Here is a 25,770-nt window from a genome sequence, read left to right as displayed (position 1 = left end):
GCTCCTACAGGTGAGCGGTGGGGCATCACCGATTTGTGTCAGTTGTTAGGGTGCCGTTTCTAATTTTTCTCCCTACTTTGTGCCTGAGCCCGACTCTTTCGCGGGCAGTTCCTCAAACCTTCTGCGCGTGAGGTGCACCATGGCCAAAGTTATTTTGAAGAAAAAAATCGACGCTTCGACGACTGCTCTGGGCGACGTTAAATCTTATGCCCGCAAGATCTGGCTGGCAGGCCTGGGTGCCTACACCAAGGTCGGTCAAGAGGGCAGCGAGTACTTTCAAGAGTTGATCAAGGCTGGTCAAACTGTTGAAAAACAAGGCAAAAAAGTAGTTGCCGAGAAACTTGAAGCGGCCAATGCCGAGATCGATGAAGCCAAGAGTGAAGTGAGCACTTTCAAAGGCAAGGTCGAACTTCAACTCGACAAGGTCGAGAAGGCTTTTGACTCGCGTGTTGCAAGTACCTTGAATCGTATCGGCATTCCGTCTAAACATGACGTTGAGACACTCTCTGCCAAGCTCGATGAGCTGACGGCATTGCTCGAACGCGTCGCGCGTAAATCTTAAGGAGAACGGGATGGCTGGTAAAAAGAACACCGAAAAAGAAGGCAGCTCGTGGATTGGGAAAGTCGAAGACTACTCCCGCAAAATCTGGCTGGCTGGTTTAGGCGTGTACTCGAAGATCGACACTGACGGCAGCAAACTCTTCGATACATTGGTTAAAGACGGCGAGAAAGCCGAGAAGCTCACCAAGAGCGCTGTCGGCAAGAAAGTCGATGCTGCCAAGGACTCTGCTTCGTCGGCCAAGTCGCGCATCAGCGGCGTGAAAGATCGCGCACTGGGCAAGTGGGATGAGCTGGAAGGGGCTTTCGACAAGCGTCTGAACAGCGCCATTTCGCGCCTGGGTGTACCGAGCCGCAATGAAGTCAAAGCACTGCACAGCAAGGTCGATACCCTGACCAAGCAAATCGAAAAACTCACCGGTGCCAAGGTCGCGCCTGTTGCGGCGAAAACCGCGGCGGCCAAACCTGCGGCGAAGTCCGCTGCCAAACCACTGGCTAAAGCTGCCGCTAAACCGGCTGCCAAACCAGCGGCCAAAACTGCCGCAGCGAAATCTGCAGCAGCCAAGCCAGCGGTCAAGGCAGCAGCAAAACCAGCCGCTAAACCGGCTGCCAAAACTGCAGCGGCAAAACCTGCCGCAGCGAAGAAGCCAGCGGTGAAAAAGCCGGCAGCTCCGAAAGCGGCTGCACCAAAACCAGCAGTGGCTGCCGCCAAACCGGCAACCCCGGCCCCGGTCAGCGCATCGAACTCCGCTGCTGCACCGACCCCTGCTGTAACCCCGACTGTCGCGCCAGCTCCTTCGACGCCAACCAGTCAGTCCTGATTTTCAGGGCTCAAGAAAACGCCCGGCCTGCAAAGGTCGGGCGTTTTTGTTTGTGCGCGGTTCTGAAAACGCCGCAGATCCAATGTGGGAGCGGGCTTGCTCGCGAATGGGGTGTTTCAGTCGACATCTATGCTGAATGACACTCCGCATTCGCGAGCAAGCCCGCTCCCACAAGGGTTATTCGTGTTGTTCGAGGTATTGAAGCGCCAACTGCTCCGTCGCGACCTTGATCGGCGGCAGCAGATGCGGCGCCACCAGCATCATGATCTGGTAAACCACCAATCTCACCTCGCCCTCCCGATCAAGAATCCGCTGATAATCCAGCGAGAACAGCAGCGTCATGGTGATCTGTTCCACCAGTTGCCCCAACGCCTGGGTATCGCTGACCAATTGCCCCTGAGCCTTCAATCGTGCGAGCAACGAAGCCAGCGTGCGCTTCAACGCGTTGAGCAGGTTGCGTATGCCCTTGGCCAGTTTCGGCAGGCGCCCGGCGAGGTTCGACAGGTCCTGGAACAGAAACCGGTAATGGGCCAGGCGTTCGATGATCAGGTGCAGGAACAGCCAGTAATCTTCCGGTGCAAGTTCCACATCGGCCGGTGGATCGAGCAGGGGCGCCAGTTCGGCCTGGAAGCGCTCGAACAGTCCGAGAATCAACGGTTCCTTGCCGTGGAAGTGGTAGTAGAGGTTGCCCGGGCTGATGCCCATTTCGTTGGCCACTTCCATGGTGGAGACGTTCGGCTCGCCCTTCTGATTGAACAACTGCAAAGCACATTCGAGAATCCGGTCGCGGGTTTTCATCCAGTCTTCTTAATGGTCAAGTCATGCCACGGCCGGCGCCGGCCGTGGTTCGTTGTCAGTCAGCGCACGCGCACATAAGTGCCGGGTGCCGCTTCCATCGGTGGATAGTTCTGGTTGCCGAGCGCCATGTGGGTTTCTTTTTGCGCGCCTGAACGTTCTTGAATCCAGCTCAACCATTGTGTCCACCAACTGCCGTTGACTTGCTTGGCGTCGTAATACCAGGCCCGTGGGTCACCGCTCAGCTTCGTGCTCTCGACGAAGTTGGCTTTCGGGTTTGATGGTGGGTTGAGAATGCTCTGTATATGGCCGCTGTTGGACAACACGAAGCGTCGCTCGCCACCCAGCAGCAGGGTCGAGCGATACACCGCATCCCATGGGGTGATGTGGTCATTGATGCCCGCGACGCTGAAGCTGTCGACGTTGACTTTCTGCAAGTCGATCGGCGTACCGCACACTTCCAGACCACCCGGATGACTCATCGGGTTGTGTTTGAAGAAGTCCAGCAAGTCGCCATGCAAGGCTGCCGGCAAACGTGTGTTGTCGTTGTTCCAGTAAAGGATGTCGAACGCCGGCGGCTCCTTGCCCAACAGGTAGTTGTTAACGAAATAGCTCCAGATCAAATCGTTGGGGCGCATCCAGGCGAAGACCTTGGCCATGTCGCGACCGTCCAGCACACCTTTCTGATAGGAACGACGCTTGGCCGCCTCAAGCGTCTGTTCGTCGGCGAAGAGGGTCGCAGGCGAGTCCATCTGACTGTCGAGCAGGCTCACGAGATAGGTCGCGCTGGACACCCGCCGAAGTTGTCGCTTGGCCTGCAAATGGCCTTGCAGTGCGGCAATGGTCAGCCCGCCCGCGCAGGCGCCCATCAGGTTGACCTCACGAGCACCGGTGATCGCCCGGCACACATTCATCGCTTCTTCCACGGCTTCGACGTACGTCGACAGCCCCCATTCGCGATGACGTACATCCGGATTGCGCCAACTGATCATGAAGGTCTGTAAACCGTTCTTCAGGGCGAACTGGACGAAGCTGTTGTGCGGGCTCAGGTCGAAAATGTAGTACTTGTTGATCTGTGGCGGCACCACCAGCAGCGGTTTGGAATACTGCTTTTCGCTCATGGGCTTGTACTGGATCAACTCCAGCAGCTCATTGCGAAACACCACGGAGCCCGTAGTGGTGGCGACCGTTTTGCCGACCTCGAAAGCTTGTTTGGTGACTTGTCTGGGCAGACCGTCGTTGTGCAGGAAGTCGTCGACCAGGTGGCCGATACCTCGCACCAGGCTGTTGCCGCCGGAGTTGAAAATCTCCTTGATCGCCAGCGGATTAAGCAGGCTGTTGGAAGGAGCCATGGCGTCGTTGAGCAGGGCGAACGCAAAGTGGGCGCGGGCGCGATCGTCCGGGGTCATGTTGCTGTCGTCGATCCAGTGTTTGACCTCTTTCTGCCAGCTCAGGTAGGCCTGCAAACTGCGGCGATAAAAAGGGTTGAGGCTCCACGCCGGGTCGGCAAAGCGATTGTCATGCGGATTGGTCGGGTGCAGGGTTTCGCCCAGCAGTACGCGGCCCAGTTGACCGCCCAGCTTCAAGGCGTGTCGGGCGGTGTGCACCGGGTTGCGCAAACCATGGGCGGCAACGCTGCGCAGGGTGGAAAACAGATCCCGACCACGCAGGCCGGTAATCGCACTCTGTGCGTTGATGAACGCGGCGGGAGTGGGCAAAAATTCCCTCGCTGGTTTTTCGCGCATGAATGAACACTCCTTCGTCTTCAGGCCAAATACAGATACACCGAACCAGAACACCATAGACGCTGTTGCGGATTGTTGCGCGGCGCTGCGTCTTCCCGACCGACAATGGGCCGATTAGCCGCCAAATGGCGCCGGATGCGGATGCATCACGGCACGCTGACGTTCTTCCTCGAGAAACTTCATGATGATCGGTGCCACCGCTTCGGCCCGGGTGATCAAAAACAGATGCCCGTCATCGATGATGTGCAACTGGGCGTTGGGAATCCGCCAGGCCAGTAACCGCATGTTGACCAACGGGATCAGTGGATCGTCGTCACCGGCCAGCACCAGGGTTGGCTGGTGGATCTTGTGCAACCAATGAATGCTGGTCCAGCCGAGGCCGGCGAACAGCTGCCAGTAGTAACCGAGTTTGCCTGCCGAGCGGACCTTGGCGGCATGGCTGGCGGCGAGGGTCGGATCGCGACGGAACGCACCGCCATAGATCATCGGCGCAATGCGAATCACGTGAGACGGCTGGATATAGCGTCGTGGGCTGGCCATCATCCACAGGACTCTCGGCTTGCCCGGCACCATCACCGTGCCAGCCGCCGTGGCCGCCAGAACGAGTTTCTTGCAGCGCTCGGGATAGTCGTAAGCGAACTGCTGGGCCAGGGCACCACCCCACGACACGCCGATTACGTTGACTTGCCCGTAGTCGAGATAGTCGAGCATCCGTGCCGTGAGTTTCGCCAGGCCCGGAAAGCGATACGGTCGCCTTGGCGTCGACGAACCGCCGACACCAGGGACGTCGAAGGCGATGACTTCCAGGTCCGGGTCCAGCGCCGCGACAAACGGAAACACCAGCTCCAGGTTGGCGCCGATGCCGTTGAAAATCAGCAAGGGCGTCAAGTGAGGCTTGCCGGGGCGTACCGCCGTGCGGAGGGTCTGGCCATCCAGGTCGACGGTACGAAATATGAACGGTTGCGGCATGCTTCAGGCCCTGTGGGTCACTGTCTCAATTTCACCCCCCGATCCCCTGTAGGAGCGGGCTTGCTCGCGAATGCGTCAGGTCAGTCGACATCACTGTTGAATGATCAATCGCTTTCGCGAGCAAGCCCGCTCCCACAGGAGGGCGAGGTGTGTCAGTTATCGCTCATGCACATAAGTGCCTGGTGCAGCTTCACCTGCTGGATGAGCCTTGTTGCCCAGACTGCCCGGAGACTTCTTCAGCTTGCCCGAACGCTCGGCTTGCCATGCCTGCCAGTGCAGCCACCAGGAATCGGTGTGCTTGGTGGAGTTCTCTTGCCATTCCTCGGCCTTGAGCGGCATCTCGGTGCTGGTCATGTAGCGCGATTTCGGATTGCCCGGCGGGTTCAGAATGCTCTGGATATGCCCGCTACTGGACAGCACGAATTCAACCTTGCCACCGAACAGTTGCGCCGACTTGTAGCAGGACTTCCACGGGGTGATGTGGTCGTTGGTTCCAGCCAGGGAGAAGATGTCGGCAGTGACCTGCTTCAGATTGATCGGTGTGCCGCACACTTCCAGTGCGTCAGGACGGATCAGTGGGTTGGTTTTGAACATCTCGATCAGGTCGCCGTGGAACGCTGCGGGCAACCGTGTGGTGTCGTTGTTCCAGAACAGGATGTCGAACACCGGCGGCTCGTTGCCCAGCAGGTAGTTGTTGACCCAGTAGTTCCAGATCAGGTCGTTGGGGCGCATCCAGGCGAAAACTTTCGCCATGTCGCGGCCTTCCAGTACGCCGGCCTGATAGGAGTGGCGCTTGGCGGATTCGAGGGTCTGCTCGTCGACGAACAGTGCCACGTCGCTGTCCAGGGTAGTGTCCAGCACGCTGACCAGCAGCGTCAGGGCGTTGACCTTGTTCTCGCCGATCGCGGCGTAGTGGCCCAGCAGGGCGGTGCAGGTGATGCCGCCGGAGCAGGCGCCGAGCATGTTGATGTCTTTGCTGCCGGTGATCGCGGTGACCACGTCGACCGCTTCCTTGAGCGCTTCGATGTAGGTCGACAGACCCCACTCGCGCTGCTCCTTGGTCGGGTTGCGCCAGCTGACGATGAACGTCTGCATGTTGTTGCGCAGGCAGAAGCGCGCCAGGCTCTTGTCCGGGCTCAGGTCGAAAACATAGAACTTGTTGATCTGCGGTGGCACCACCAGCAGCGGGCGCTCGTGCACCTGCTCGGTGGTCGGCCGGTACTGGATCAGCTCCAGCACATCATTGCGAAACACCACCGCGCCTTCGGTGACGCCCAGGCTCTTGCCGACCTCGAACGCACCCATGTTGACCTGGCTCGGCATGCCGCCGTTGTGCACCAGATCCTTGGCCAGATGGGAGAGGCCGTCGAGCAGGCTTTTGCCACCGGTTTCGAAGAAGCGTTTGACCGCCGCCGGGTTGGCCGCACTGTTGGTCGGAGCCATGGCTTCGGTCATGAGGTTGATCACGAAATGCCCGCGTGCGACGTCCTTGGGCGAGAGGTTGCTTTCGCCGATCCAGTCGTGGAGCTCCTTGCGCCACGCCAGGTAAGTTTGCAAATAACGTTTGTAGAGCGGGTTCTGGCTCCAGGCCGGATCGGCGAAACGACGGTCATCGCTTGTCGGTTGCAGCTCGGATTTGCCGAACAGCACGTTCTTCAGTTCGATACCGAAATGAGCGACATGCTTTGCACTGTGAATCGGTTGTTTGATGGCCTGGGTCAGCACCATTCGGGCAGAGCCCAACAGATCTTTTCTACGCAGTCCAACGACCGGATTCAGCCCCAAGGTATTTTCCGAGGCCTGAATTTTCAGGTCATCGTTATTCTTGTTACTCATCTACGACGCTCCATTGTCCTGAGACGAGTACCTGGGTCCAGCTGTGCAGTCCACAGCCAATGCCAGGTACTACTACTCGGGTGACCGTTAATTCTGCATCGCTGCTTTTTAGTTCAGAGAGCACTGCAGGGACCTTGCCAGCTCCATTGGTTACCCGAGTTTAATTTTTTTCGCAAGCAGGCCAATCGTCGGCCCGGAAGCGGAGCATTCAAACAGATGGAATTAGAAAATGCCTTCTAATGAGCGAAAGGCCTGAGCTAGAGCATCAGCTTGACGATGGATTCGTTCGGATCGCGGGTCTTTCCGGCGGCTTTGAGTTCGGCAAGATAATCGTTCCAGAGATCCTCTTGGCGCACGCCCAGCTGGTACAGATATTCCCAGGTGAACAGGCCGCTGTCGTGGCCGTCGTCGAAGGTCAATTTCAGTGCGTACTGACCGGCCGGTTCGACCTTGGTCAGGCCTACGCCGATCTTGCCAAATTGCAGGATAGGTTTGCCGTGGCCCTGGACCTCGGCGGAAGGAGAGTGCACGCGCAGGAACTCGGCGGGCAGGTGATGCTCCTCGCCGGACGCGTATTTCAGCGACAGGGTTTTCGAGGCTTTGTGCAGTTTGATGTCGGTGGGGAGTTGGGTCATGACCTGGAGTCCGTCTGTAAGCGCATGGTCTGACTCCTGTAGGAGCACGGCTTGCCGGCGATGGCGATCTCAAGTGCGCCATCGCCAGCAAGCTGTGCTCCTACAGAGGGTCGCTTGGCTTACAGGATATAACGGGACAGGTCTTCGTTCTGCGCCAATTCGCCCAAGTGGCTGTTGACGTAATCGGCGTCGATCAGGATCGCCTTTTCGTCGTGGGCGCTGGCCAGATCACCGGCGCTGAACGACACCTCTTCAAGCAGGCGCTCAAGCAGCGTGTGCAGGCGACGGGCACCGATGTTCTCGGTCTTCTCGTTGACCTGCCAGGCGATCTCGGCAATGCGCTTGATGCCGTCCGGCTGGAACTCGATCACCAGGCCTTCGGTTTTCAGCAGGGCACAATACTGCTCGGTGAGCGACGCGTGCGGCTCGCTGAGAATGCGTTCGAAATCTTCAGGCGTCAGCGCCTTCAGTTCGACACGAATCGGCAGGCGACCTTGCAGCTCGGGCACCAGATCGCTCGGCTTGCTCAGGTGGAACGCACCGGACGCGATGAACAGGATGTGGTCGGTCTTGACCATGCCCAGTTTGGTGTTGACGGTGCAGCCTTCGATCAGCGGCAGCAGGTCGCGCTGTACGCCCTCACGGGAGACGTCGATGCCACCGGAGTTGCCGCGCTTGGCGACCTTGTCGATTTCGTCGATGAACACGATGCCGTGCTGCTCGACGGCTTCCAGCGCCTTGGCCTTCAACTCTTCTTCGTTGACCAGGCGACCCGCTTCTTCGTCACGCACCAGTTTCAGCGCTTCCTTGACCTTGATCTTGCGGCTCTTGCGTTTGCCCTTGCCCATGTTGGCGAACAGGCTCTGCAACTGGTTGGTCATCTCTTCCATGCCCGGTGGCGCGGAGATATCGACACCGGCCATTTCGGCGACTTCGATTTCGATCTCTTTGTCATCCAGCTGACCTTCGCGCAGGCGCTTGCGGAACAGCTGACGGGTGTTGGAGTCGGCCGATGGTGCGGCGTCGTCGTTGCTGAAGCCCATGCGTGCCGGTGGCAGCAGGGCGTCGAGGATGCGTTCTTCGGCGGCGTCTTCGGCGCGGTGGCGAACCTTGGTCATTTCCTGTTCGCGCAGCAGCTTGATTGCCGCGTCGGCCAGGTCACGAATGATCGATTCAACGTCGCGGCCGACATAGCCGACTTCGGTGAACTTGGTTGCTTCGACTTTGATGAACGGTGCGTTGGCCAGTTTCGCCAGGCGACGAGCAATCTCGGTTTTACCGACACCGGTCGGACCGATCATCAGGATGTTTTTCGGTGTGACTTCAACGCGCAGCTCTTCTGGCAACTGCATCCGGCGCCAGCGGTTACGCAGCGCGATGGCGACGGCGCGCTTGGCATCGTCCTGGCCGATGATATGGCGATTGAGTTCGTGGACGATTTCACGGGGAGTCATGGACATAGTAATTGGCGGTCCTCAGGTAAAAGTGAGCCGTGGCGTGGTGGCCAAAACAGGCTTACTCAGCGAGGTCCTGCTCCTCAATGGTGAAGGTGTGGTTGGTGAATACGCAGATGTCGCCGGCGATGCCGAGGGCGGTTTCGACGATTTCCCGGGCCGACAGATCGGTTTTCTTCAGCAGCGCGCTGGCGGCGGCCTGGGCGTAACCGCCACCGGAGCCCATGGCGATCAGACCTTCTTCAGGTTCGACCACGTCGCCGTTGCCGGTGATGATCAGAGAGGCGTCTTTGTTCGCGACCGCGAGCATGGCCTCGAGGCGGCTGAGGGAGCGGTCAGTGCGCCATTCTTTGGCGAGTTCGACAGCGGCGCGAACCAGGTGGCCTTGATGTTTCTCAAGCTGACCTTCGAAACGCTCGAATAGGGTGAAGGCGTCAGCGGTGGCCCCGGCAAAGCCGGCGATCACCTGGCCGTGGTACAGGCGGCGAACTTTCTTCGCGTTGCCTTTCATCACGGTATTGCCGAGAGAAACCTGGCCGTCGCCGCCCATGACGACTTTGCCGTGGCGGCGAACTGAAACGATGGTGGTCAAGGGAGAGTCTCCACGCAGCGGGGCGAAAATGCCTTATGCCAACTCATATGGGGGTGGTGGAGCGTATTTCAACTGCGGAGAGGGAGAGGGGACGAGCGGTGCGCGTATTGATCGTTCCCACGCTCTGCGTGGGAATGCAGCCCGGGACGCTCCGCGTCCCTTTCTAAAGCTGGAACGCGGAGCGTCCCTTGAGGCATTCCCACGCAGAGCGTGGGAACGATCAGTGGTGGGTCAGCGGCTTTGGCGTTGTTGTAACAACAGGTTGCTGAACCCGCTGCCGGCCAATTGTTTCTGGGCGGTAGTCAGTTGTTCGCGGTTGCTGAACGGTCCGACCAACACCCGATACCAGGTTTCGTCCTTCACTGTGCCGGATTCAACCGCCACAGCCTGACCGAGCAAGATGATCTGCGCCCGAACCTTGTCTGCGTCAGCCTCCTTGCGGAACGAACCGGCCTGCAGGAAGAACTTGGTCACTGGCGCCGCTTTGGTTACAGGCGGTGCTGGCGGCGGAGTAATCCCCGCCAGTGCCGCTTGAGCGCGCGCGGTATCGATCTTCGCTGCTTGCTCTGGTGTGACCGGTGTCGTCGGAATGGCCGGCACTTGTGGCGTCGGCAGGGTTTTCTCCGGCACGGCATCCGGCGGCACGATGACTTCCGATTCCGGCAGCAAGGTGTAGAAGTCGTACTTCGGCTTCACCGGTTGCGTCGGGCTCGGCGGGGTCTTGTTGGCCTCGGCGATCTTCGTGGCTTTCTGCTGCTCGATCTTCTCGCGCTTGACGCTCTCGCTGCCCTTGCCCGGTTCCAGCTTCATCAGGAACACAAGAAACGCGCCGACCGTCAGGCCGATGGCCATCCACAGCCAACCCGGGATCGGTTGCTTTGCAGGAGCTTGGTAACGGCTGGCGCCACGCTTGGGTGCAGGTTTTTTCTTGGCAGCCAACTTACATACGCTCCAGAGTTTCCAGACCCAACAGTTCCAGGCCTTGCTTGAGAGTGCGGCCGGTCAGCGCAGCGAGGCGCAGACGGCTCTGCATTTGCGCTGGGGTGTCGGCGCTGAGGATCGGGCAGTTCTCGTAGAAGCTGGAGAACAGGCCGGCAACATCGTACAGGTAGGTGCACAGGATGTGCGGCGTGCCTTTGTCGGAAACGTTGTTCAGCACTTCGCCGAACTGCGCGAGCTTCGCCGCCAATTCGTGTTCGTGCGCCGCTTCGAGGACGATCTGGCCTTCGACTTCGCTGAAGTCCTTGCCGAGTTTGCGGAACACGCCGGCCACGCGTGTGTAGGCGTACAGCAGATACGGCGCGGTGTTGCCTTCGAAGTTCAGCATCAGGTCGAAGTTGAAGCTGTAGTCGCTGGTGCGATGCTTGGACAGGTCGGCGTATTTCACCGCGCCAATGCCCACGACCTTGGCGATGTTGCGCAGTTCGTCTTCGGCAAGTGTAGGGTTCTTTTCCTTCACCAGGTTGTAGGCACGTTCCTGGGCTTCGGTCAGCAGGTCGATCAACTTCACGGTGCCGCCGTCACGGGTCTTGAATGGACGGCCATCGGCGCCGTTCATGGTGCCGAAGCCCATGTGTTCCATGTCCATCGGGTGCGTCACGAAGCCGGCCAGGCGCGCGACCTGGAACACCTGCTGGAAGTGCAAGGCCTGACGCTGGTCGACGAAGTACAGTGCGCGATCAGCCTTCAACTTGCCGCTGCGGTAACGCACGGCCGCCAGGTCGGTGGTGGCGTAGAGGTAACCGCCGTCAGCCTTGACGATGATCACTGGCAGCGGGTCGCCATCGGCGTTTTTGAATTCGTCGAGGAACACGCACTGGGCGCCGTTGCTCTCGACCAGCAGGCCTGCGGCCTTGAGGTCGTTGACTACGTTGATCAGGTCGTCGTTGTAGGCGCTTTCGCCCATCACGTCGGCCATGGTCAGTTTGACGTTCAGCAGTTCGTAGATTTTCTGGCAGTGCGACAGCGAGATGTCTTTGAACTTGGTCCACAGCGCCAGGCAGTCCGGGTCGCCGGCTTGCAGCTTGACCACCAGGCCACGGGCGCGGTCAGCGAACTCTTCGGATTCGTCGAAGCGTTGCTTGGCCGCACGGTAAAAGTTTTCCAGGTCCGCCAGCTCGTCGCTGGTGATCGGGTTTTCCTGAAGGTAGGCCATCAGCATGCCGAACTGGGTGCCCCAGTCGCCGACGTGGTTCTGACGGATCACTTCGTCGCCGAGGAATTCCAGCACCCGGGCCACGCCGTCGCCGATGATGGTCGAGCGCAAGTGGCCGACGTGCATCTCTTTGGCCAGGTTCGGTGCCGACAGATCAACCACGGTGCGCTGCATCGGGCCGGCCTTGCGTACGCCGATATGGGCGTCGGCCAGGGCGGCGTCCAGGCGAGAGGCCAGGGCCTGGGTGTTCTGGAAGAAGTTCAGGAAACCAGGGCCGGCGATTTCGGTCTTGGTGACGTTTTCGTCAGCCGGCAGCGCGGCGATGATTTTCTCTGCCAGGTCACGCGGCTTCATACCGGCCGGTTTGGCCAGCATCATCGCGATGTTGCTGGCGAAATCGCCGTGAGTCTTGTCACGGGAATTTTCCACCTGGATCGCCGGCGACAGGCCTTCAGGCAACACACCTTCGTTGACGAGTTGGGTGATGGCTTGTTGGATCAGCTGGCGAATGGTGTCTTTCATGGTGTTCTCTTTCGACCGCAAGCGCGGCGGCGCCTGGATGCGCTAGTGGAAAAACTGGGCATTATCCGTTGCGAAGACGGGCTTGCCAACTATAGCGGGCAGGTTATGGATATGTGGTGACAAATCCGCCGCCATCGCGTGTAGGAGCATGGCTTGCCCGCGATGGCGATCTTAAGGGCGCTATCGCGGGCAAGCCATGCTCCTACAGATGATAGCGATCTACCCATCAATACAAATCCACGGGATCGACATCCAGCGACCAGCGTACCGCCCGCCCACTCGGCATCTGCTCCAACACCAGCAACCAACTGCTCAACAACCGATGCAGCGGCGCGCGAGCCGTCGCTTGCAGCAACAACTGTGCACGATAACGCCCGGCTCGGCGTTCCATCGGCGCAGGCACCGGCCCTAGCAGTTCAATCCCGGTCAGGTTCTGTTCGGCCAGCAAACGCTCGGCCTCGCTGCACGCCTCATCAAGAAAACCTTCAGCTTGTCCCGGTTTGTGCGCTTCGGCCCGCAGCAGCGCCAAGTGCGCAAACGGCGGTAGGCCTGCCGAGCGACGTTCGCTCAACGCCTGTTCGGCAAAGGCGAAATAGCCCTGTTCAGTCAATTGCACCAGCAGCGGATGGTCGGCCAAATGTGTCTGGATGATCACTTTGCCCGGCTCTTCAGCCCGGCCCGCGCGCCCGGCAACCTGGACGATCAACTGCGCCATGCGCTCGCTGGCGCGGAAGTCGCCGGAAAACAGCCCGCCGTCGGCATCGAGAATCGACACCAGCGTCACCCGTGGGAAATGGTGCCCTTTGGCAAGCATTTGCGTGCCAACCAGAATGCACGGTTGGCCCTTCTGGATGGTCGCGAACAGCTGATTCATCGCGTCTTTTCGCGAAGTGCTATCGCGGTCGACCCGCAGCACCGGGACGTCCGGGAAAAGAATCCCCAGTCGTTCCTCGGCGCGCTCGGTGCCGGCGCCGACAGGTCGCAAATCGACTTTGCCGCATTTCGGGCAATGCCGAGGGACGCGTTCGACGTAGCCGCAATGGTGACAACGCAGTTCGCCGGAGCGCTGGTGCACGGTCATGCGCGCATCGCAGCGCTGGCACTCGGACATCCAGCCGCAGTCGTGACACAGCAAGGTCGGCGCAAAACCGCGGCGATTGAGGAACACCAAAACTTGTTGGCCAGCGGCCAGCGTCTGACCGATGGCCTGCTGCATCGGCCCGGAAATGCCGCTGTCCAGCGGACGACTTTTCACGTCCAGGCGCAGGAAGCGCGGCTGTTTGGCACCGCCGGCGCGCTCATTCAGGCGTAAGAGCCCGTATCGGCCTGTGTAGGCGTTGTGCAGGCTTTCCAGCGAAGGCGTGGCGGAGCCGAGGACTATCGGGATGTTTTCCTGGCGTGCGCGAACCAACGCCAGATCTCGGGCGTGATAGCGCAAGCCTTCCTGCTGTTTATAGGAACCGTCGTGCTCTTCATCGATGATGATCAGGCCGGGGTTCTTCATCGGCGTGAACAGCGCCGAGCGGGTGCCGATAATAATGTCGGCGTCACCGTCGCGGGCGGCGAGCCAGGCTTCGAGGCGCTCGCGATCGTTGACCGCCGAGTGGATCAGCGCGATGCGTGCATTGAAGCGCTGCTCGAAACGCGCCAGGGTCTGCGGGCCGAGGTTGATCTCCGGGATCAGTACCAGCGCCTGCTTGCCGGCCTCAAGGGTTTCGCGGATCAGTTGCAAATAGACTTCGGTCTTGCCGCTGCCGGTGACGCCGGCTAGCAGAAACGCGTGATAACTGTCGAACCCGGCGCGAATCGCTTCATAAGCGGCGCGTTGCTCAGGGTTGAGTGGCAATTCCGGCTGCGCCAGCCAGTGTTCGTGGCGGGCGTCGGGGGCGTGCTTGCGGATTTCGACTTGCACCAGATCTTTGGCCAGCAGCAAATCCAGGCTGTCCTTGCTCAGCATCAGTTTGCTCAACAACTGATGGGCGACGCCGTGGGGGTGCTGGGCCAGGGTCGCCAGGGCCTCCCGTTGACGCGGGGCGCGAGCGATGCGCGGGTCATCAAGGCTGGCGCCGGGCACGGCGGACCAGAAGCGTTCCTGCCGTGCTTCGGCCAGTTCGCCTTGTCGCAACAGTACCGGCAGCGCCCAGCTCAACGTGTCGCCGAGGCTGTGCTGGTAATACTGGGAGGTCCACAGGCACAGTTTGAACAGCGCGGGTGGCAGCGGTGGCGAGGCATCGAGCAGGGCCAAGGCCGGCTTGAGCTTTTCTACTGGCACTTCGCTGGTGTCGGTGACCTCCACCAGAATCCCGATCATCTCCCGTCGGCCGAACGGCACCCGCAGGCGCATGCCCGGCTGCAACTGGGCACGCAGGACCCCGGCCGGGGCACGGTAATCGAATAGACGGCGCAGGGGCGAAGGCAGGGCGAGGCGCAAAATGGCGTCGGGCACGCGGGGGGATCTCGATAAACGGGCAGTAAAAGAAGTCAGACGCATATTAAATGTGGGAGCGGGCTTGCTCGCGAATGCTGTTGGTCAGACACATCATCGTTGCCTGACACACCGTATTCGCGAGCAAGCCCGCTCCCACAAAGGGCGCGTATTCGGCCGGGAGCCTAGCAGACGGTCGGTGTAAGGGACAGCTTGCGTGATCGCAAAGGTCTGGTAGAATCCGCGGCCTAATTATGTGCGGTATTCAACAATAGTGTTGAGTGGCGGCACACTAGCCTGAGGAATACACCATGAAAGCCGATATCCATCCAGCGTACGAAACCATCGAAGTAACTTGCAGCTGCGGCAACAAGTTCGAAACTCGTTCGAACCTGTGCAAGCCACTGGGTACTGACGTATGCAACGAGTGCCACCCGTTCTACACCGGTAAGCAGAAGACTCTGGATACTGGCGGCCGTGTACAGCGCTTCGCAGACCGCTTCGGTGCTTTCGGCAAGAAAGCTCCTGCTGCTGCAGAGTAAGGTTGCAAAGCCCCATGGGCTTTACCTTGCTGATGAAAAAGGCGTCCCTTGCGGGCGCCTTTTTTGTGTCTGCGATTTGGCTTTCCGGTGCCCAGGCCTTCTGCCCGGCGCCGAGCGGGCTGACATCCGTTGTGGTGCAACGGGTGGTGGATGGTGACACGCTGCGCCTGAGCGATGGCCGCAGTGTGCGCATGATCGGTTTGAATACGCCGGAGCTGGGCAAGAAAGGTCGCTCCGACGAGCCATTCGCGGTGGCGGCACGCCAGCGCCTGGAAGCACTGGTGAACGCCAGCGACGGACGGGTCGGTTTATTGCCCGGTAAAGAAAGCCAAGACCATTACGGCCGCACCTTGGCCCATGTCTACAGCGCCGACGGCGCCAACCTTGAAGCGCAGATGCTCGCTGAAGGACTCGGTTTCCAGGTAGCGGTCGCGCCGAATGTCGATCTGGTCGACTGCCAGCAAGCGGCGGAACACAGCGCCCGTCAGGCCGGGCTCGGCTTGTGGCGCCAATCCCCTGTGCTGAAAGCGGAGCAGATCAACACTTCCGGTTTCGCTGTGCTCAGCGGTCGTGTGAGCAAGGTTCAGCGCAATCGCGGCGGGGTTTGGATCGAGTTGCAGGATTCGGTTGTATTGCGCGTTGCACCCAATTTGCTGGGGCAGTTCGATGTGGCGAATCTCGAGCGGCTGAAGGGCAGGCAGATCGAGGCTCGTGGCTGGGTGCTGGACCGTTCGCGGCGCGGCGGACTGAAAGAAGGGCAGGCGCGCTGGCTTCTGCCATTGACCGACCCGGCGATGCTGCAGATGGCGCAGTGATAAAAAATTGTAGACATTTTTTATTGTAATTGTGAACAGTCTATCCCTTGTGTTCCGTGGCTCTTGGCCCAAAGTCGTAGGGCCGGGCGCTTGACAGGGGTGACCGGTCAGTCTTGTAGGGACTTTGCGACACGAGTATCCTCGGCGGTCCGTCTGTCCCACAGTAAAAAGCGGAATGCCCATATGTCTGATTTGAAAACTGCCGCTCTCGAATATCATGCCCATCCTCGTCCAGGGAAGCTGAGCGTCGAGCTCACCAAAGCCACCGCTACCGCCCGCGACCTGTCGCTGGCTTACAGCCCCGGTGTAGCCGAACCAGTCCGCGAAATCGCCCGCGACCCTGAACTCGCCTACAAGTACACCGGCAAGGGCAATCTGGTTGCAGTCATTTCCGATGGCACCGCAATTCTCGGCCTGGGTAACCTCGGCCCATTGGCTTCCAAGCCAGTAATGGAAGGTAAAGGCGTACTGTTCAAGCGCTTCGCCGGCATCGACGTTTTCGACATCGAAGTCGACTCCGAAAGCCCGCAAGCCTTCATCGACACCGTCAAGCGTATCTCCATCACCTTCGGTGGCATCAACCTGGAAGACATCAAGGCGCCTGAGTGCTTTGAGATCGAACGTGCTCTGATCGAGCAGTGCGACATTCCGGTATTCCACGATGACCAGCACGGCACCGCGATCGTTACCGCGGCCGGCATGATCAACGCCCTGGAAATCGCTGGCAAAACCCTCGCTGACGCCAAGATCGTCTGCCTGGGCGCCGGTGCTGCTGCCATCTCCTGCATGAAATTGCTGGTGAGCATGGGTGCCAACATCGAAAACATCTTCATGGTTGACCGTACCGGCGTGATTCACTCCGGCCGTGACGACCTGAACCAGTACAAGGCTGTTTTCGCTCACGCGACTGAAAAACGCACGCTGGCCGACGCCCTGAAAGGCGCGGACGTGTTCGTTGGCCTGTCCGGTCCGAACCTGCTGAGCGCTGAAGGCCTGAAATCCATGGCGGCCAACCCGATCGTGTTCGCGTGCTCCAACCCGGACCCGGAAATCTCCCCGGAACTGGCTCACGCCACCCGTGACGACGTGATCATGGCGACCGGCCGTTCGGACTACCCGAACCAGGTCAACAACGTGCTGGGCTTCCCGTTCATCTTCCGCGGTGCCCTGGACGTTCGCGCCAAGCGCATCAACGAAGAAATGAAAGTGGCTGCGGCCAACGCCCTGCGTGAACTGGCCAAACTGCCGGTTCCTCAGGAAGTGTGCGACGCCTACGGCGGCATCAAACTGGAATTCGGCCGTGAGTACATCATTCCGAAACCAATGGATGCCCGTCTGATCACCGTGATCTCCGATGCCGTGGCCAAGGCTGCGATCGAGACCGGCGTAGCGACCCTGCCGTATCCGAAGAACTATCCGCTGAAAAGCGTGGATGACGTGTTCAACGGCTAAGTCGTTGTAGCGCTTCAACACAAAGCCCCGGCTCTAACGAGTCGGGGCTTTTTTTTGCCTGTGATCGTTCCCACGCTCCGCGTGGGAATGCAGCCCGGGACGCTCCGCGTCCCTTTCCAGAGCTGGAACGCGGAGCGTCCCTTGAGGCATTCCTTTGCTGCGCGTGGGAACGATCGATTGGCCAAAAAAAGCCCCGCTCTTCTTTCGAAGGCGGGGCTTTTTGCCGCTTCAGGCGATCAGAACAAATCGATCGGTGCCGCTTCATCCGCAGGCAGTGGGCTGCCCGGCGCAGTGCCGTTGCCCAGCTCGTTCCCCGACGGTGGCGTGTCTTCGGCCTTGAACAGCTCGAAGTAGGCGCCTGGCGTGCCTGGGGTGGCTGCACGGCCGCTGATCGGGTCGACTCGCAGACTGAGGATGCCTTCCGGCTCTGCCTGCGTATGAGGCGGCAGGCCTTTGAGTGCGGCGCCCATGTAGTTCATCCAGATCGGCAGGGCGACGGTGCCGCCGAATTCCTTGCGGCCCAGGCTTTCAGGCTGGTCGAAACCGGTCCAGACAGTGGTCACATAATCGGCGTTGTACCCAGAGAACCAGGCGTCCTTGGACTCGTTGGTAGTACCGGTCTTGCCCGCAATGTCGCTTCGGCCCAAGGCCAGGGCGCGGCGGCCGGTGCCGAGTTTGATCACGTCCTCGAGCATGCTGTTGAGGATGAACGTGGTGCGACCATCGACGATGCGCTCGGCCACGGCCGGCGTTTGTGGCGCTGGCTGGGCGGTCAAGGCTTCGCCCGGGGTTGCGTTGACGGTGAAGGCGTTAGCCGCGACAGGGGCGGCGATGCCGTCGGTGACGACGTTGCCTTTCGGGACACTCGGCGGGTTGGCGACGAACAGCGTGTCGCCATTGCGGCTTTCGATCTTGTCGATGATGTAGGGGGTGATCTTGTAGCCGCCGTTGGCGAAAGTGCTCCAGCCGGTAGCGATTTCCATTGGCGTCAGCGTCGCGGTGCCCAGGGCCAGGGACAAGTTGGGCGGCAGGTCCTGCTTGTTGAAGCCAAAGCGCGTGATGTAATCGATGGTCCTGCCAACGCCCATGGCTTGCACCAACCGGATCGAAACCAGGTTACGCGACTTGTACAGGCCTTCACGCAAGCGGATCGGGCCAAGGAAGGTGTTGGTGTCGTTCTTCGGGCGCCAGACCTTGTCCAGGTATTCGTCGACAAACACGATCGGTGCGTCGTTCACCAGGCTGGAGGCGGTGTAGCCGTTATCCAGCGCCGCACTGTAGACGAACGGCTTGAAGCTCGAACCCGGCTGGCGCTTGGCCTGCATGGCGCGGTTGTAGTTGCTCTGTTCAAAGGCGAAGCCGCCGACGAGGGAGCGAATGGCACCGTTCTGCGGATCGAGGGAAACCAGCGCGCCCTGAGCCTGCGGGATCTGGCTGAATTTCAGCGAGTTGTCCGGTTGGCGCTGCACACGAATCAGGTCGCCGACCTGGGCGACGTCCGAAGGCTGTTTCGGATTGGGGCCCATGCTGTTGGTGTTCAGGAACGGACGAGCCCACTTCATGGTGTCCCAGGTGACGTGCTCTTCGCCGGTACCAGTGCGGGTCAACACCTGCACGCCGTTCTTGTCGACCAGGGTCACGATCGCCGGTTCCAGGCCGCTGATGATTCGCTGTTTGGTCAACTCCTGAGTCCAGGCCTCTCGGGTTTTACCCGGCAGGCGCGACTCCGGGCCGCGATAACCATGACGCTGGTCGTAGGTCATCAAACCTTCGTGAACTGCGGTGTTGGCCATTTCCTGCAGGTTGCTCGGCACCGTGGTGGTGACGCGGAAACCCTCGGTATAGGCGTCGCTGCCATAACGGCCGACCATTTCGGCGCGGGCCATTTCAGCGATGTACGGTGCGTTCACTTCCGGGGTCGGCACGTGATAACTGGCGTTCAGCGGCTCGTTGATCGCGGTGGTGTAGTCGGCTTCGGTGATTTTGCCGAGCTTGTACATGCGCCCAAGGATCCAGTCGCGACGTTCCTTGCTGCGCGCCGGGTTGGCCAGCGGGTTAAAGCGCGAGGGGGCTTTTGGCAGGCCGGCGATCATCGCCATCTGCGCGAGGCTGACGTCACGAATCGACTTGCCGTAGTAAACCTGTGCAGCGGCTTCGATGCCGTAGGCGCGGTTGCCCAGATAGATCTTGTTGACGTACAGCTCAAGAATCTCGTCCTTGGTCAGCTGCCGTTCAATCTGCAGGGCCAGGAGAATTTCGGTGGTTTTGCGCGAGAAGCTGCGTTCGCTGGTCAGGAAGAAGTTCTTCGCCACCTGCATGGTGATGGTGCTGCCGCCGGACTGAATGTGTCCGCTTTTTATCAACTGGGTGGCCGCGCGCATCAGGCTGCTGGGGTCGACACCGTAGTGATTGGCGAAGTTGTCGTCTTCAGCACTTAGTAACGCATTAATGAAATTGGGGGGAATGTCGGCGAACCGGATCGGTGTGCGGCGCATTTCGCCAAATTCTGCGATCAGTTTGTTGTCGCTGCTGTAGACCCGCAAAGGAATCTGCAACTGGATGCTTCTCAGCGCCTCCACGGATGGTAAACCCGGACTAAGGTAGAGAAAGGCGCCGCTAAGACCGAGGAGCAGTCCGCAGAAAACGGCGACGATGGACCAACCGAAAAATTTCAGCAGACGAATCAAGGCTTTTGGACATCCAGGGCAAAGAATGAATTTGGCATCAGGGTTCAGATAAACAGGGAACGACCCGCGCTTGAAGTAAAAACCGGAAAAAAACGCTGGGCATTATAAGCATTTTTCCGTCGAGGGCGTCATTTGCGCTGCTGTCAAGACGGGTGGTTTGAACGCAACGGATATTACAGAGTCCGTAAGACACGGATAGTCATAGGGAATTGGTAGTGCTAGGACTCTTCAATAAAAAAGCCAATGCGCTTCTGGGGATCGACATCAGCTCAACGTCGGTCAAGCTTCTGGAGCTAAGCCGCCAAGGCGACCGTTATCGGGTCGAGGCCTATGCGGTGGAACCTTTGCCCACCAACGCGGTGGTCGAGAAAAATATCGCCGAGCTCGAAGGCGTAGGGCAGGCACTTGCGCGCGTACTGCTCAAGGCCAGAACCAACCTCAAGAACGTCGCAGTGGCCGTGGCCGGTTCGGCGGTGATCACCAAGACCATCGAGATGGACGCCGGTCTTTCCGACGACGAAATGGAAAACCAGCTGAAGATCGAGGCCGATCAATACATCCCTTATCCATTGGACGAAGTGGCCATCGACTTTGAGGTCCAGGGCGTTTCTGCGCGCAACCCCGAGCGAGTCAATGTGCTGCTGGCGGCCTGTCGCAAGGAAAACGTCGAGGTTCGGGAAGCGGCCCTTGCCCTGGCCGGCCTGACAGCCCGCGTGGTCGACGTCGAGGCCTATGCGCTGGAGCGTTCCTACGGATTGCTGGCGAGCCAGCTGGCGGCTTCTCAGGAGCGTCTGACGGTGGCGGTGGTCGATATCGGCGCCACCATGACCACCCTGAGCGTGCTGCACCAGGGGCGGATCATCTACACCCGCGAGCAATTGTTCGGCGGTCGTCAACTGACGGAGGAAATCCAGCGACGTTATGGCCTGACCCTTGAGCAGGCGGGGCTGGCGAAGAAGCAGGGTGGTTTGCCGGACGATTACGTCAGTGAGGTGTTGCAGCCGTTTCGCGATGCGCTGGTGCAGCAGGTGTCGCGTTCGTTGCAGTTTTTCTTCGCCTCCGGTCAGTACAACTCGGTTGATCACATCCTGCTGGCCGGCGGTACCGCATCGGTCCCGGGGCTGGACCGGTTGATCGAACAACGATTGGGTACGCCGACGCAAGTGGCCAACCCCTTCTCCGACATGGCCCTGAGCAGCAAGGTCAACGCCGGTGCCCTGGCCAGCGATGCGCCGGCACTGATGATCGCCTGCGGGCTGGCCCTCAGGAGTTTCGACTGATGGCACGGATCAATCTTTTACCCTGGCGCGAAGAGCAGCGTGAAGCACGCCGCAAACGCTTTTTGCTGGCGCTGGTCGGTGTGATGGTGGGGGCCGTGGGCGCGGTGCTGATCGCGGACCAGGCCATCAGTGGCGCTATTGATCGGCAAGTGGCTCGTAACGATTACATCGGCAAACAGATTGCCGTGGTCGACGAGCGGATTAAACAGATCAGCGATTTGAAGGCCCGTCGCCAGCAACTGGTCGAGCGCATGCGCATCATCCAGGACCTGCAAGGCAACCGTCCGATCAGCGGGCGGATCTTCGATCAGTTAGCGCGCACCTTGCCGGACGGGGTGTACTTCACCGAGGTGAAAATGGCCGGCAAAACCCTGTCCATTACGGGCGCGGCAGAATCCAACAATCGTGTTTCGGACCTGATGCGTAATCTGGATGCGTCGGACTGGTTCAATGCGCCGACCCTGACGGAGGTCAAAGCGACGACCGCCGGTCAGCTGGATCAGGCCAACGTCTTCCAGCTGACCGTTCGTCAGACTCAGCCCGCCGCTGCGGAGGGCGGCAAATGAGGCTGTCTGACTGGTTCGAAGGCCTGCGCAAGATCGACATCAATGACCTGGACACCAATAACATGGGTTCCTGGCCGCCAGCCATCAAGGCACTGGCGGGTATCCTGCTCATGATCCTGGTGCTTTCGCTGGGCTACAGTTTTTCCATCAGCGACCTTCAGAGTCATCTCGAACTCAAGCGCGAGGAAGAGTCGACCCTCAAGGAGCAATTCGCCAACAAAGCCCATATGGCGGCGAATCTGGAGCTGTATACGCAGCAGATGAAGGAAATGGAGAACTCCTTTGGCGTGCTGCTGCGGCAATTGCCCAGTGACACCGAAGTGCCCGGCCTGCTGGAGGACATCACTCGCACCGGCCTGGGCAGTGGCCTGGAGTTCGAAGAGATCAAACTGCTGCCGGAGAACACGCAGCAGTTCTACATCGAGCTGCCGATCCAGATCACCGTCACCGGTGCCTATCATGACCTGGCCACTTTCGTCAGCGGCGTCGCCGGGCTGCCACGGATTGTCACCCTGCATGACTTCGATCTTGCGCCGGCCAACCCGGAAGGTGGCCCGAAGTTGCGCATGAGCATCCTCGCCAAGACCTACCGCTACAACGACAAGGGGCCGCAAAAATGAGCCCGATTCGTTGCTTTTCGCTGGTGGTGTTGGTCGCCGGCCTGGTCGGTTGCGGCAGCGACAATGACTTCAGCGACCTGGATGCGTACATGAACGAAATGCGTTTACGTGCCCCCGGCAAGATTGAACCAACGCCGACATTTCGGTCTTACCCAACATTCACCTACAGCGCCGCCAACCTGCGAAGCCCGTTTTCCCGACAGATCAGAGTCGATCTGGCCGGCCAGAAACACGGTTCGCGCAACGTCAAACCCGACCCGAATCGGGTCAAGCAGTACCTCGAAGGTTTCAACATCGAGCAGTTTGAAATGGTCGGAACGATCGCCAATGCGACCGGCTCCTTTGCGCTGCTGCGCGGGGCGGGCGGGGTGCATCGGTTGAAAGTCGGCGATTACCTGGGGCGTAACGATGGGCGGATCGTCGCCATCAGTGGCTCGCAGGTCGATGTGGTCGAAATCGTTCCCGACGGCGAAGGCGCCTGGCTGGAGCGGCCGCGGACCATCCCTTTGAAAGAGCACTCATAGTGGAACTCGAATAATGAACAGGATTTTCTCAACCTTCGGTATTTCGCTATGGATAGCGCTGCTGTCGCCGATGGTACTAGCGGCCAACCTCAAAGCGCTGGATGTCGCCGCGCTGCCGGGGGACCGCGTCGAGTTGAAGTTGTCGTTCGATGGGCCGCCACCGTCGCCTCACGGTTACACCACGGAATCGCCTGCGCGGATTGCGCTGGATCTGCCTGGCGTCGTCAGCCAGCTAAAAAGCAAAAATCGTGACCTGGGCGGCGGAAATGCCCGCAGCGCCACGGTGGTGCAAGCCAAGGACCGTGCGCGACTGATCATCAATCTGACCCAATTGACGCCGTATAACGCACGGGTCGAAGGCAACACGCTGTTCGTGGTGGTCGGTCAGGGAGCCAACAAAACGGCCTCCAGCCCGGCGCCCAAAACGCCGCGCGCCGCGACCGCAACACCAGCCCCGGCGAAAGCCTATGCGCCAGTGGGCAAGGCCATCCGGGGCGTGGATTTCCAGCGCGGCACCCAGGGCGAAGGCAATGTTGTCATCGATCTGTCGGATCCTTCCATCGCCCCGGACATTCAGGAGCGCGACGGCAAGATCATCCTCGGTTTCGCCAAGACCCAATTGCCTGAGCCGTTGCGTGTACGTCTGGACGTCAAGGATTTCGCCACGCCGGTGCAGTTCGTCAACGCCAGCGCCACGGGTGATCGGGCCACGATCAGTATTGAGCCCGGCGGCGCCTTCGATTATTCGACTTACCAGACCGACAACAAACTGACCGTCAGCATCCGGCCGATGACCGTCGATGACTTGCAGAAACGCAACACCGAACGCTTCGCCTACACCGGTGAAAAGCTCTCGCTGAATTTCCAGGACATCGATGTGCGTTCGGTACTGCAACTGATCGCCGATTTCACCAACCTCAACCTGGTGGCCAGCGACACAGTGCAGGGCGGCATCACGCTGCGTTTGCAGAACGTGCCGTGGGATCAGGCGCTGGATCTGGTGTTGAAAACCAAGGGCCTGGATAAACGCAAGATCGGTAATGTTTTGCTGGTGGCGCCGGCCGATGAAATTTCCGCCCGCGAGCGTCAGGAACTGGAGTCGCAGAAGCAAATCGCCGACCTGGCCCCCCTGCGTCGCGAGCTGTTGCAGGTCAACTACGCCAAAGCCGCCGATATTGCCAAGCTGTTCCAGTCGGTGACCAGTGCCGAGGCAAAAGCCGACGAGCGGGGCTCGATCACGGTGGATGAGCGAACCAACAACATCATCGCCTACCAGACCCAGGACCGTCTCGACGAACTGCGCCGCATCGTCACGCAACTGGATATCCCGGTGCGTCAGGTGATGATCGAGGCGCGCATTGTCGAAGCCAACGTCGACTATGACAAAAGCCTCGGCGTGCGCTGGGGTGGGTCGTTGCAGAACAAGGGCAACTGGAACACCTCGGGTGTCAGCAATAATGGGGCTAATGCTTCATCGACCATCGGTACGCCTGGCAGCACCAGCACCAACTCGCCGTTCGTCGACCTGGGCACCGCCGCCAACACGTCGGGGCTCGGCATCGCCTTCATCACCGACAATGTGTTGCTGGATCTCGAGCTGACGGCCATGGAGAAAACCGGCAACGGCGAAATTGTCTCGCAGCCCAAGGTGGTCACCTCGGACAAGGAAACCGCGAAAATCCTCAAGGGCACGGAAATTCCCTATCAGGAAGCCAGCTCCAGCGGCGCTACCTCGGTGTCGTTCAAGGAGGCCTCGCTGTCTCTGGAGGTGACGCCGCAGATCACCCCGGACAACCGGATCATCATGGAGGTCAAGGTCACCAAGGACGAACCGGATTACCTCAACAAGGTGCAGGATGTACCGCCGATCAAGAAAAACGAGGTCAATGCCAAGGTCCTGGTCAACGACGGCGAGACCATCGTGATTGGTGGGGTTTTCTCAAATACTCAAAGCAAGGTTGTAGATAAGGTGCCATTTCTCGGTGATGTGCCGTATCTTGGCCGCCTTTTCCGGCGTGACGTGGTTTCGGAGAAAAAATCCGAGCTGCTGGTATTTCTCACTCCGCGTATCATGAATAACCAGGCGATTGCTGTGAGTCATTGATTCTGTGCGAAATTTGATTCTTGTTGGACCGATGGGGGCTGGAAAAAGCACCATCGGCCGGTTGCTGGCCAAAGAGCTGCGCCTGCCGTTCAAAGATTCCGATAAGGAAATTGAATTGCGCACGGGCGCCAATATCCCGTGGATTTTCGATAAGGAAGGCGAACCGGGCTTTCGTGACCGCGAGCAGGCGATGATTGCCGAGCTGTGTGGCTGCGATGGCGTGGTGCTGGCGACCGGTGGCGGCGCGGTGATGCGCGAGGCCAATCGGCGGGCGCTGCACGCCGGCGGGCGGGTGGTCTATCTGCATGCGTCTGTCGAGCAGCAGGTCGGCCGCACTTCCCGCGATCGCAATCGACCCCTGTTGCGTACTGCCGATCCGGCCAAGACCCTTCGGGATCTGCTGGCGATCCGCGATCCGCTATATCGTGAAATCGCCGATCTGGTGGTGGAAACCGATGAGCGGCCGCCGCGAATGGTGGTGCTCGATATTCTCGAACGCTTGCAGCAGCTACCTCCCCGTTAAAGCGCAGCGCGAAATGCGCTATCCTCGGCGTCCTGTCATGGCCGCTCAAGGTTGTGGCGGATGGCTACCGAACGGCGTCACACCAGCAGACGCCGTGGACATTCGTTAACTCAAGGCAGGACGCCTGATTCCATCTTCACTGTGGGGACA

At 59.8% G+C, this 25,770-nt stretch carries 22 protein-coding genes; 11 read left to right on the top strand and 11 right to left on the bottom strand.

What is annotated here, in order from left to right; genetic code table 11:
* Positions 1-139: 139 nt before the first annotated feature.
* Together CKW16_RS05275 and CKW16_RS05270 are read left to right on the top strand one after the other, a co-directional pair.
* Positions 140-562 (top strand): phasin family protein, encoded by a 423-nt coding sequence (locus CKW16_RS05275; RefSeq protein ID WP_095127512.1) that lies wholly within the window; start codon positions 140-142, stop codon positions 560-562.
* Between the two features lie 10 nt (positions 563-572).
* Entirely contained in the window at positions 573-1,379 is an 807-nt protein-coding gene (locus CKW16_RS05270; RefSeq protein WP_095127511.1) for a phasin family protein, read from the top strand.
* Between the two features lie 177 nt (positions 1,380-1,556).
* Here CKW16_RS05270 and CKW16_RS05265 read toward each other — a convergent pair whose 3' ends face one another.
* From CKW16_RS05265 to CKW16_RS05220, 10 genes are all read right to left on the bottom strand, one after another.
* Complete coding sequence (locus CKW16_RS05265; protein ID WP_095127510.1) at positions 1,557-2,177, bottom strand: TetR/AcrR family transcriptional regulator; 621 nt, start codon at positions 2,175-2,177, stop codon at positions 1,557-1,559.
* A 59-nt stretch (positions 2,178-2,236) separates the two neighbouring features.
* Positions 2,237-3,919 carry a class II poly(R)-hydroxyalkanoic acid synthase gene (gene phaC / locus CKW16_RS05260; RefSeq protein WP_095127509.1) on the bottom strand — a complete coding sequence of 561 codons (1,683 nt, stop codon included), beginning with the start codon at positions 3,917-3,919 and terminating at the stop codon, positions 2,237-2,239.
* Positions 3,920-4,033: 114 nt separating this feature from the next.
* Positions 4,034-4,888 (bottom strand): poly(3-hydroxyalkanoate) depolymerase, encoded by an 855-nt coding sequence (phaZ, locus tag CKW16_RS05255; RefSeq protein ID WP_095127508.1) that lies wholly within the window; start codon positions 4,886-4,888, stop codon positions 4,034-4,036.
* 156 nt (positions 4,889-5,044) lie between these two features.
* Entirely contained in the window at positions 5,045-6,724 is a 1,680-nt protein-coding gene (gene phaC / locus CKW16_RS05250; RefSeq protein ID WP_095127507.1) for a class II poly(R)-hydroxyalkanoic acid synthase, read from the bottom strand.
* A gap of 257 nt (positions 6,725-6,981) precedes the next feature.
* Complete coding sequence (locus CKW16_RS05245; protein ID WP_008149540.1) at positions 6,982-7,359, bottom strand: gamma-butyrobetaine hydroxylase-like domain-containing protein; 378 nt, start codon at positions 7,357-7,359, stop codon at positions 6,982-6,984.
* 119 nt (positions 7,360-7,478) lie between these two features.
* Positions 7,479-8,819 carry an ATP-dependent protease ATPase subunit HslU gene (hslU, locus tag CKW16_RS05240; RefSeq protein ID WP_095127506.1) on the bottom strand — a complete coding sequence of 447 codons (1,341 nt, stop codon included), beginning with the start codon at positions 8,817-8,819 and terminating at the stop codon, positions 7,479-7,481.
* Positions 8,820-8,874: 55 nt separating this feature from the next.
* Entirely contained in the window at positions 8,875-9,405 is a 531-nt protein-coding gene (gene hslV / locus CKW16_RS05235) for an ATP-dependent protease subunit HslV (RefSeq protein ID WP_007899242.1), read from the bottom strand.
* A gap of 231 nt (positions 9,406-9,636) precedes the next feature.
* Positions 9,637-10,344: an SPOR domain-containing protein gene (locus tag CKW16_RS05230; protein ID WP_095127505.1), complete on the bottom strand. Its 708-nt coding sequence runs from the start codon at positions 10,342-10,344 to the stop codon at positions 9,637-9,639.
* Between the two features lies 1 nt (position 10,345).
* Positions 10,346-12,082: an arginine--tRNA ligase gene (argS, locus tag CKW16_RS05225; protein ID WP_095127504.1), complete on the bottom strand. Its 1,737-nt coding sequence runs from the start codon at positions 12,080-12,082 to the stop codon at positions 10,346-10,348.
* Between the two features lie 226 nt (positions 12,083-12,308).
* Complete coding sequence (locus CKW16_RS05220) at positions 12,309-14,528, bottom strand: primosomal protein N' (protein WP_095127503.1); 2,220 nt, start codon at positions 14,526-14,528, stop codon at positions 12,309-12,311.
* Between the two features lie 290 nt (positions 14,529-14,818).
* Between CKW16_RS05220 and rpmE the strand changes: the two genes are divergently transcribed.
* The 3 genes from rpmE to CKW16_RS05205 all read left to right on the top strand — a co-directional run bounded on the left by rpmE (position 14,819) and on the right by CKW16_RS05205 (position 17,316).
* On the top strand, positions 14,819-15,049 hold the full coding sequence (rpmE, locus tag CKW16_RS05215; protein WP_008080648.1) for a 50S ribosomal protein L31: 231 nt from the start codon (positions 14,819-14,821) through the stop codon (positions 15,047-15,049).
* 14 nt (positions 15,050-15,063) lie between these two features.
* Complete coding sequence (locus CKW16_RS05210) at positions 15,064-15,864, top strand: thermonuclease family protein (protein ID WP_095127502.1); 801 nt, start codon at positions 15,064-15,066, stop codon at positions 15,862-15,864.
* A 183-nt stretch (positions 15,865-16,047) separates the two neighbouring features.
* On the top strand, positions 16,048-17,316 hold the full coding sequence (locus CKW16_RS05205) for a malic enzyme-like NAD(P)-binding protein (RefSeq protein WP_046052135.1): 1,269 nt from the start codon (positions 16,048-16,050) through the stop codon (positions 17,314-17,316).
* A 236-nt stretch (positions 17,317-17,552) separates the two neighbouring features.
* On the opposite strand, the gene CKW16_RS05200 is transcribed toward CKW16_RS05205, so the two are convergent.
* Positions 17,553-20,000 (bottom strand): penicillin-binding protein 1A, encoded by a 2,448-nt coding sequence (locus CKW16_RS05200; RefSeq protein WP_371918012.1) that lies wholly within the window; start codon positions 19,998-20,000, stop codon positions 17,553-17,555.
* A gap of 218 nt (positions 20,001-20,218) precedes the next feature.
* Between CKW16_RS05200 and CKW16_RS05195 the strand changes: the two genes are divergently transcribed.
* Genes CKW16_RS05195 through aroK form a run of 6 tightly spaced genes read left to right on the top strand, consistent with a single transcriptional unit; the run spans position 20,219 to position 25,620 of the window.
* On the top strand, positions 20,219-21,283 hold the full coding sequence (locus tag CKW16_RS05195) for a pilus assembly protein PilM (protein WP_095127500.1): 1,065 nt from the start codon (positions 20,219-20,221) through the stop codon (positions 21,281-21,283).
* Positions 21,283-21,849: a PilN domain-containing protein gene (locus CKW16_RS05190; protein ID WP_095127499.1), complete on the top strand. Its 567-nt coding sequence runs from the start codon at positions 21,283-21,285 to the stop codon at positions 21,847-21,849. Before CKW16_RS05195 ends, CKW16_RS05190 begins: the two co-directional genes overlap by 1 nt.
* Positions 21,846-22,469 (top strand): type 4a pilus biogenesis protein PilO, encoded by a 624-nt coding sequence (gene pilO / locus CKW16_RS05185; protein WP_095127498.1) that lies wholly within the window; start codon positions 21,846-21,848, stop codon positions 22,467-22,469. Before CKW16_RS05190 ends, pilO begins: the two co-directional genes overlap by 4 nt.
* Entirely contained in the window at positions 22,466-22,993 is a 528-nt protein-coding gene (locus CKW16_RS05180) for a pilus assembly protein PilP (RefSeq protein WP_095127497.1), read from the top strand. Before pilO ends, CKW16_RS05180 begins: the two co-directional genes overlap by 4 nt.
* Before the next feature lie 13 nt (positions 22,994-23,006).
* A complete protein-coding gene (gene pilQ, locus CKW16_RS05175; protein WP_095127496.1) occupies positions 23,007-25,097 on the top strand; it encodes a type IV pilus secretin PilQ in 2,091 nt (696 codons plus the stop codon).
* A gap of 4 nt (positions 25,098-25,101) precedes the next feature.
* Entirely contained in the window at positions 25,102-25,620 is a 519-nt protein-coding gene (gene aroK / locus CKW16_RS05170) for a shikimate kinase AroK (RefSeq protein ID WP_010464421.1), read from the top strand.
* Positions 25,621-25,770: the final 150 nt, after the last annotated feature.

The organism is Pseudomonas sp. Irchel s3h14, assembly GCF_900187425.1.
GTDB lineage: Bacteria > Pseudomonadota > Gammaproteobacteria > Pseudomonadales > Pseudomonadaceae > Aquipseudomonas.
This window is presented reverse-complemented; position numbering and strand designations above follow the sequence as displayed.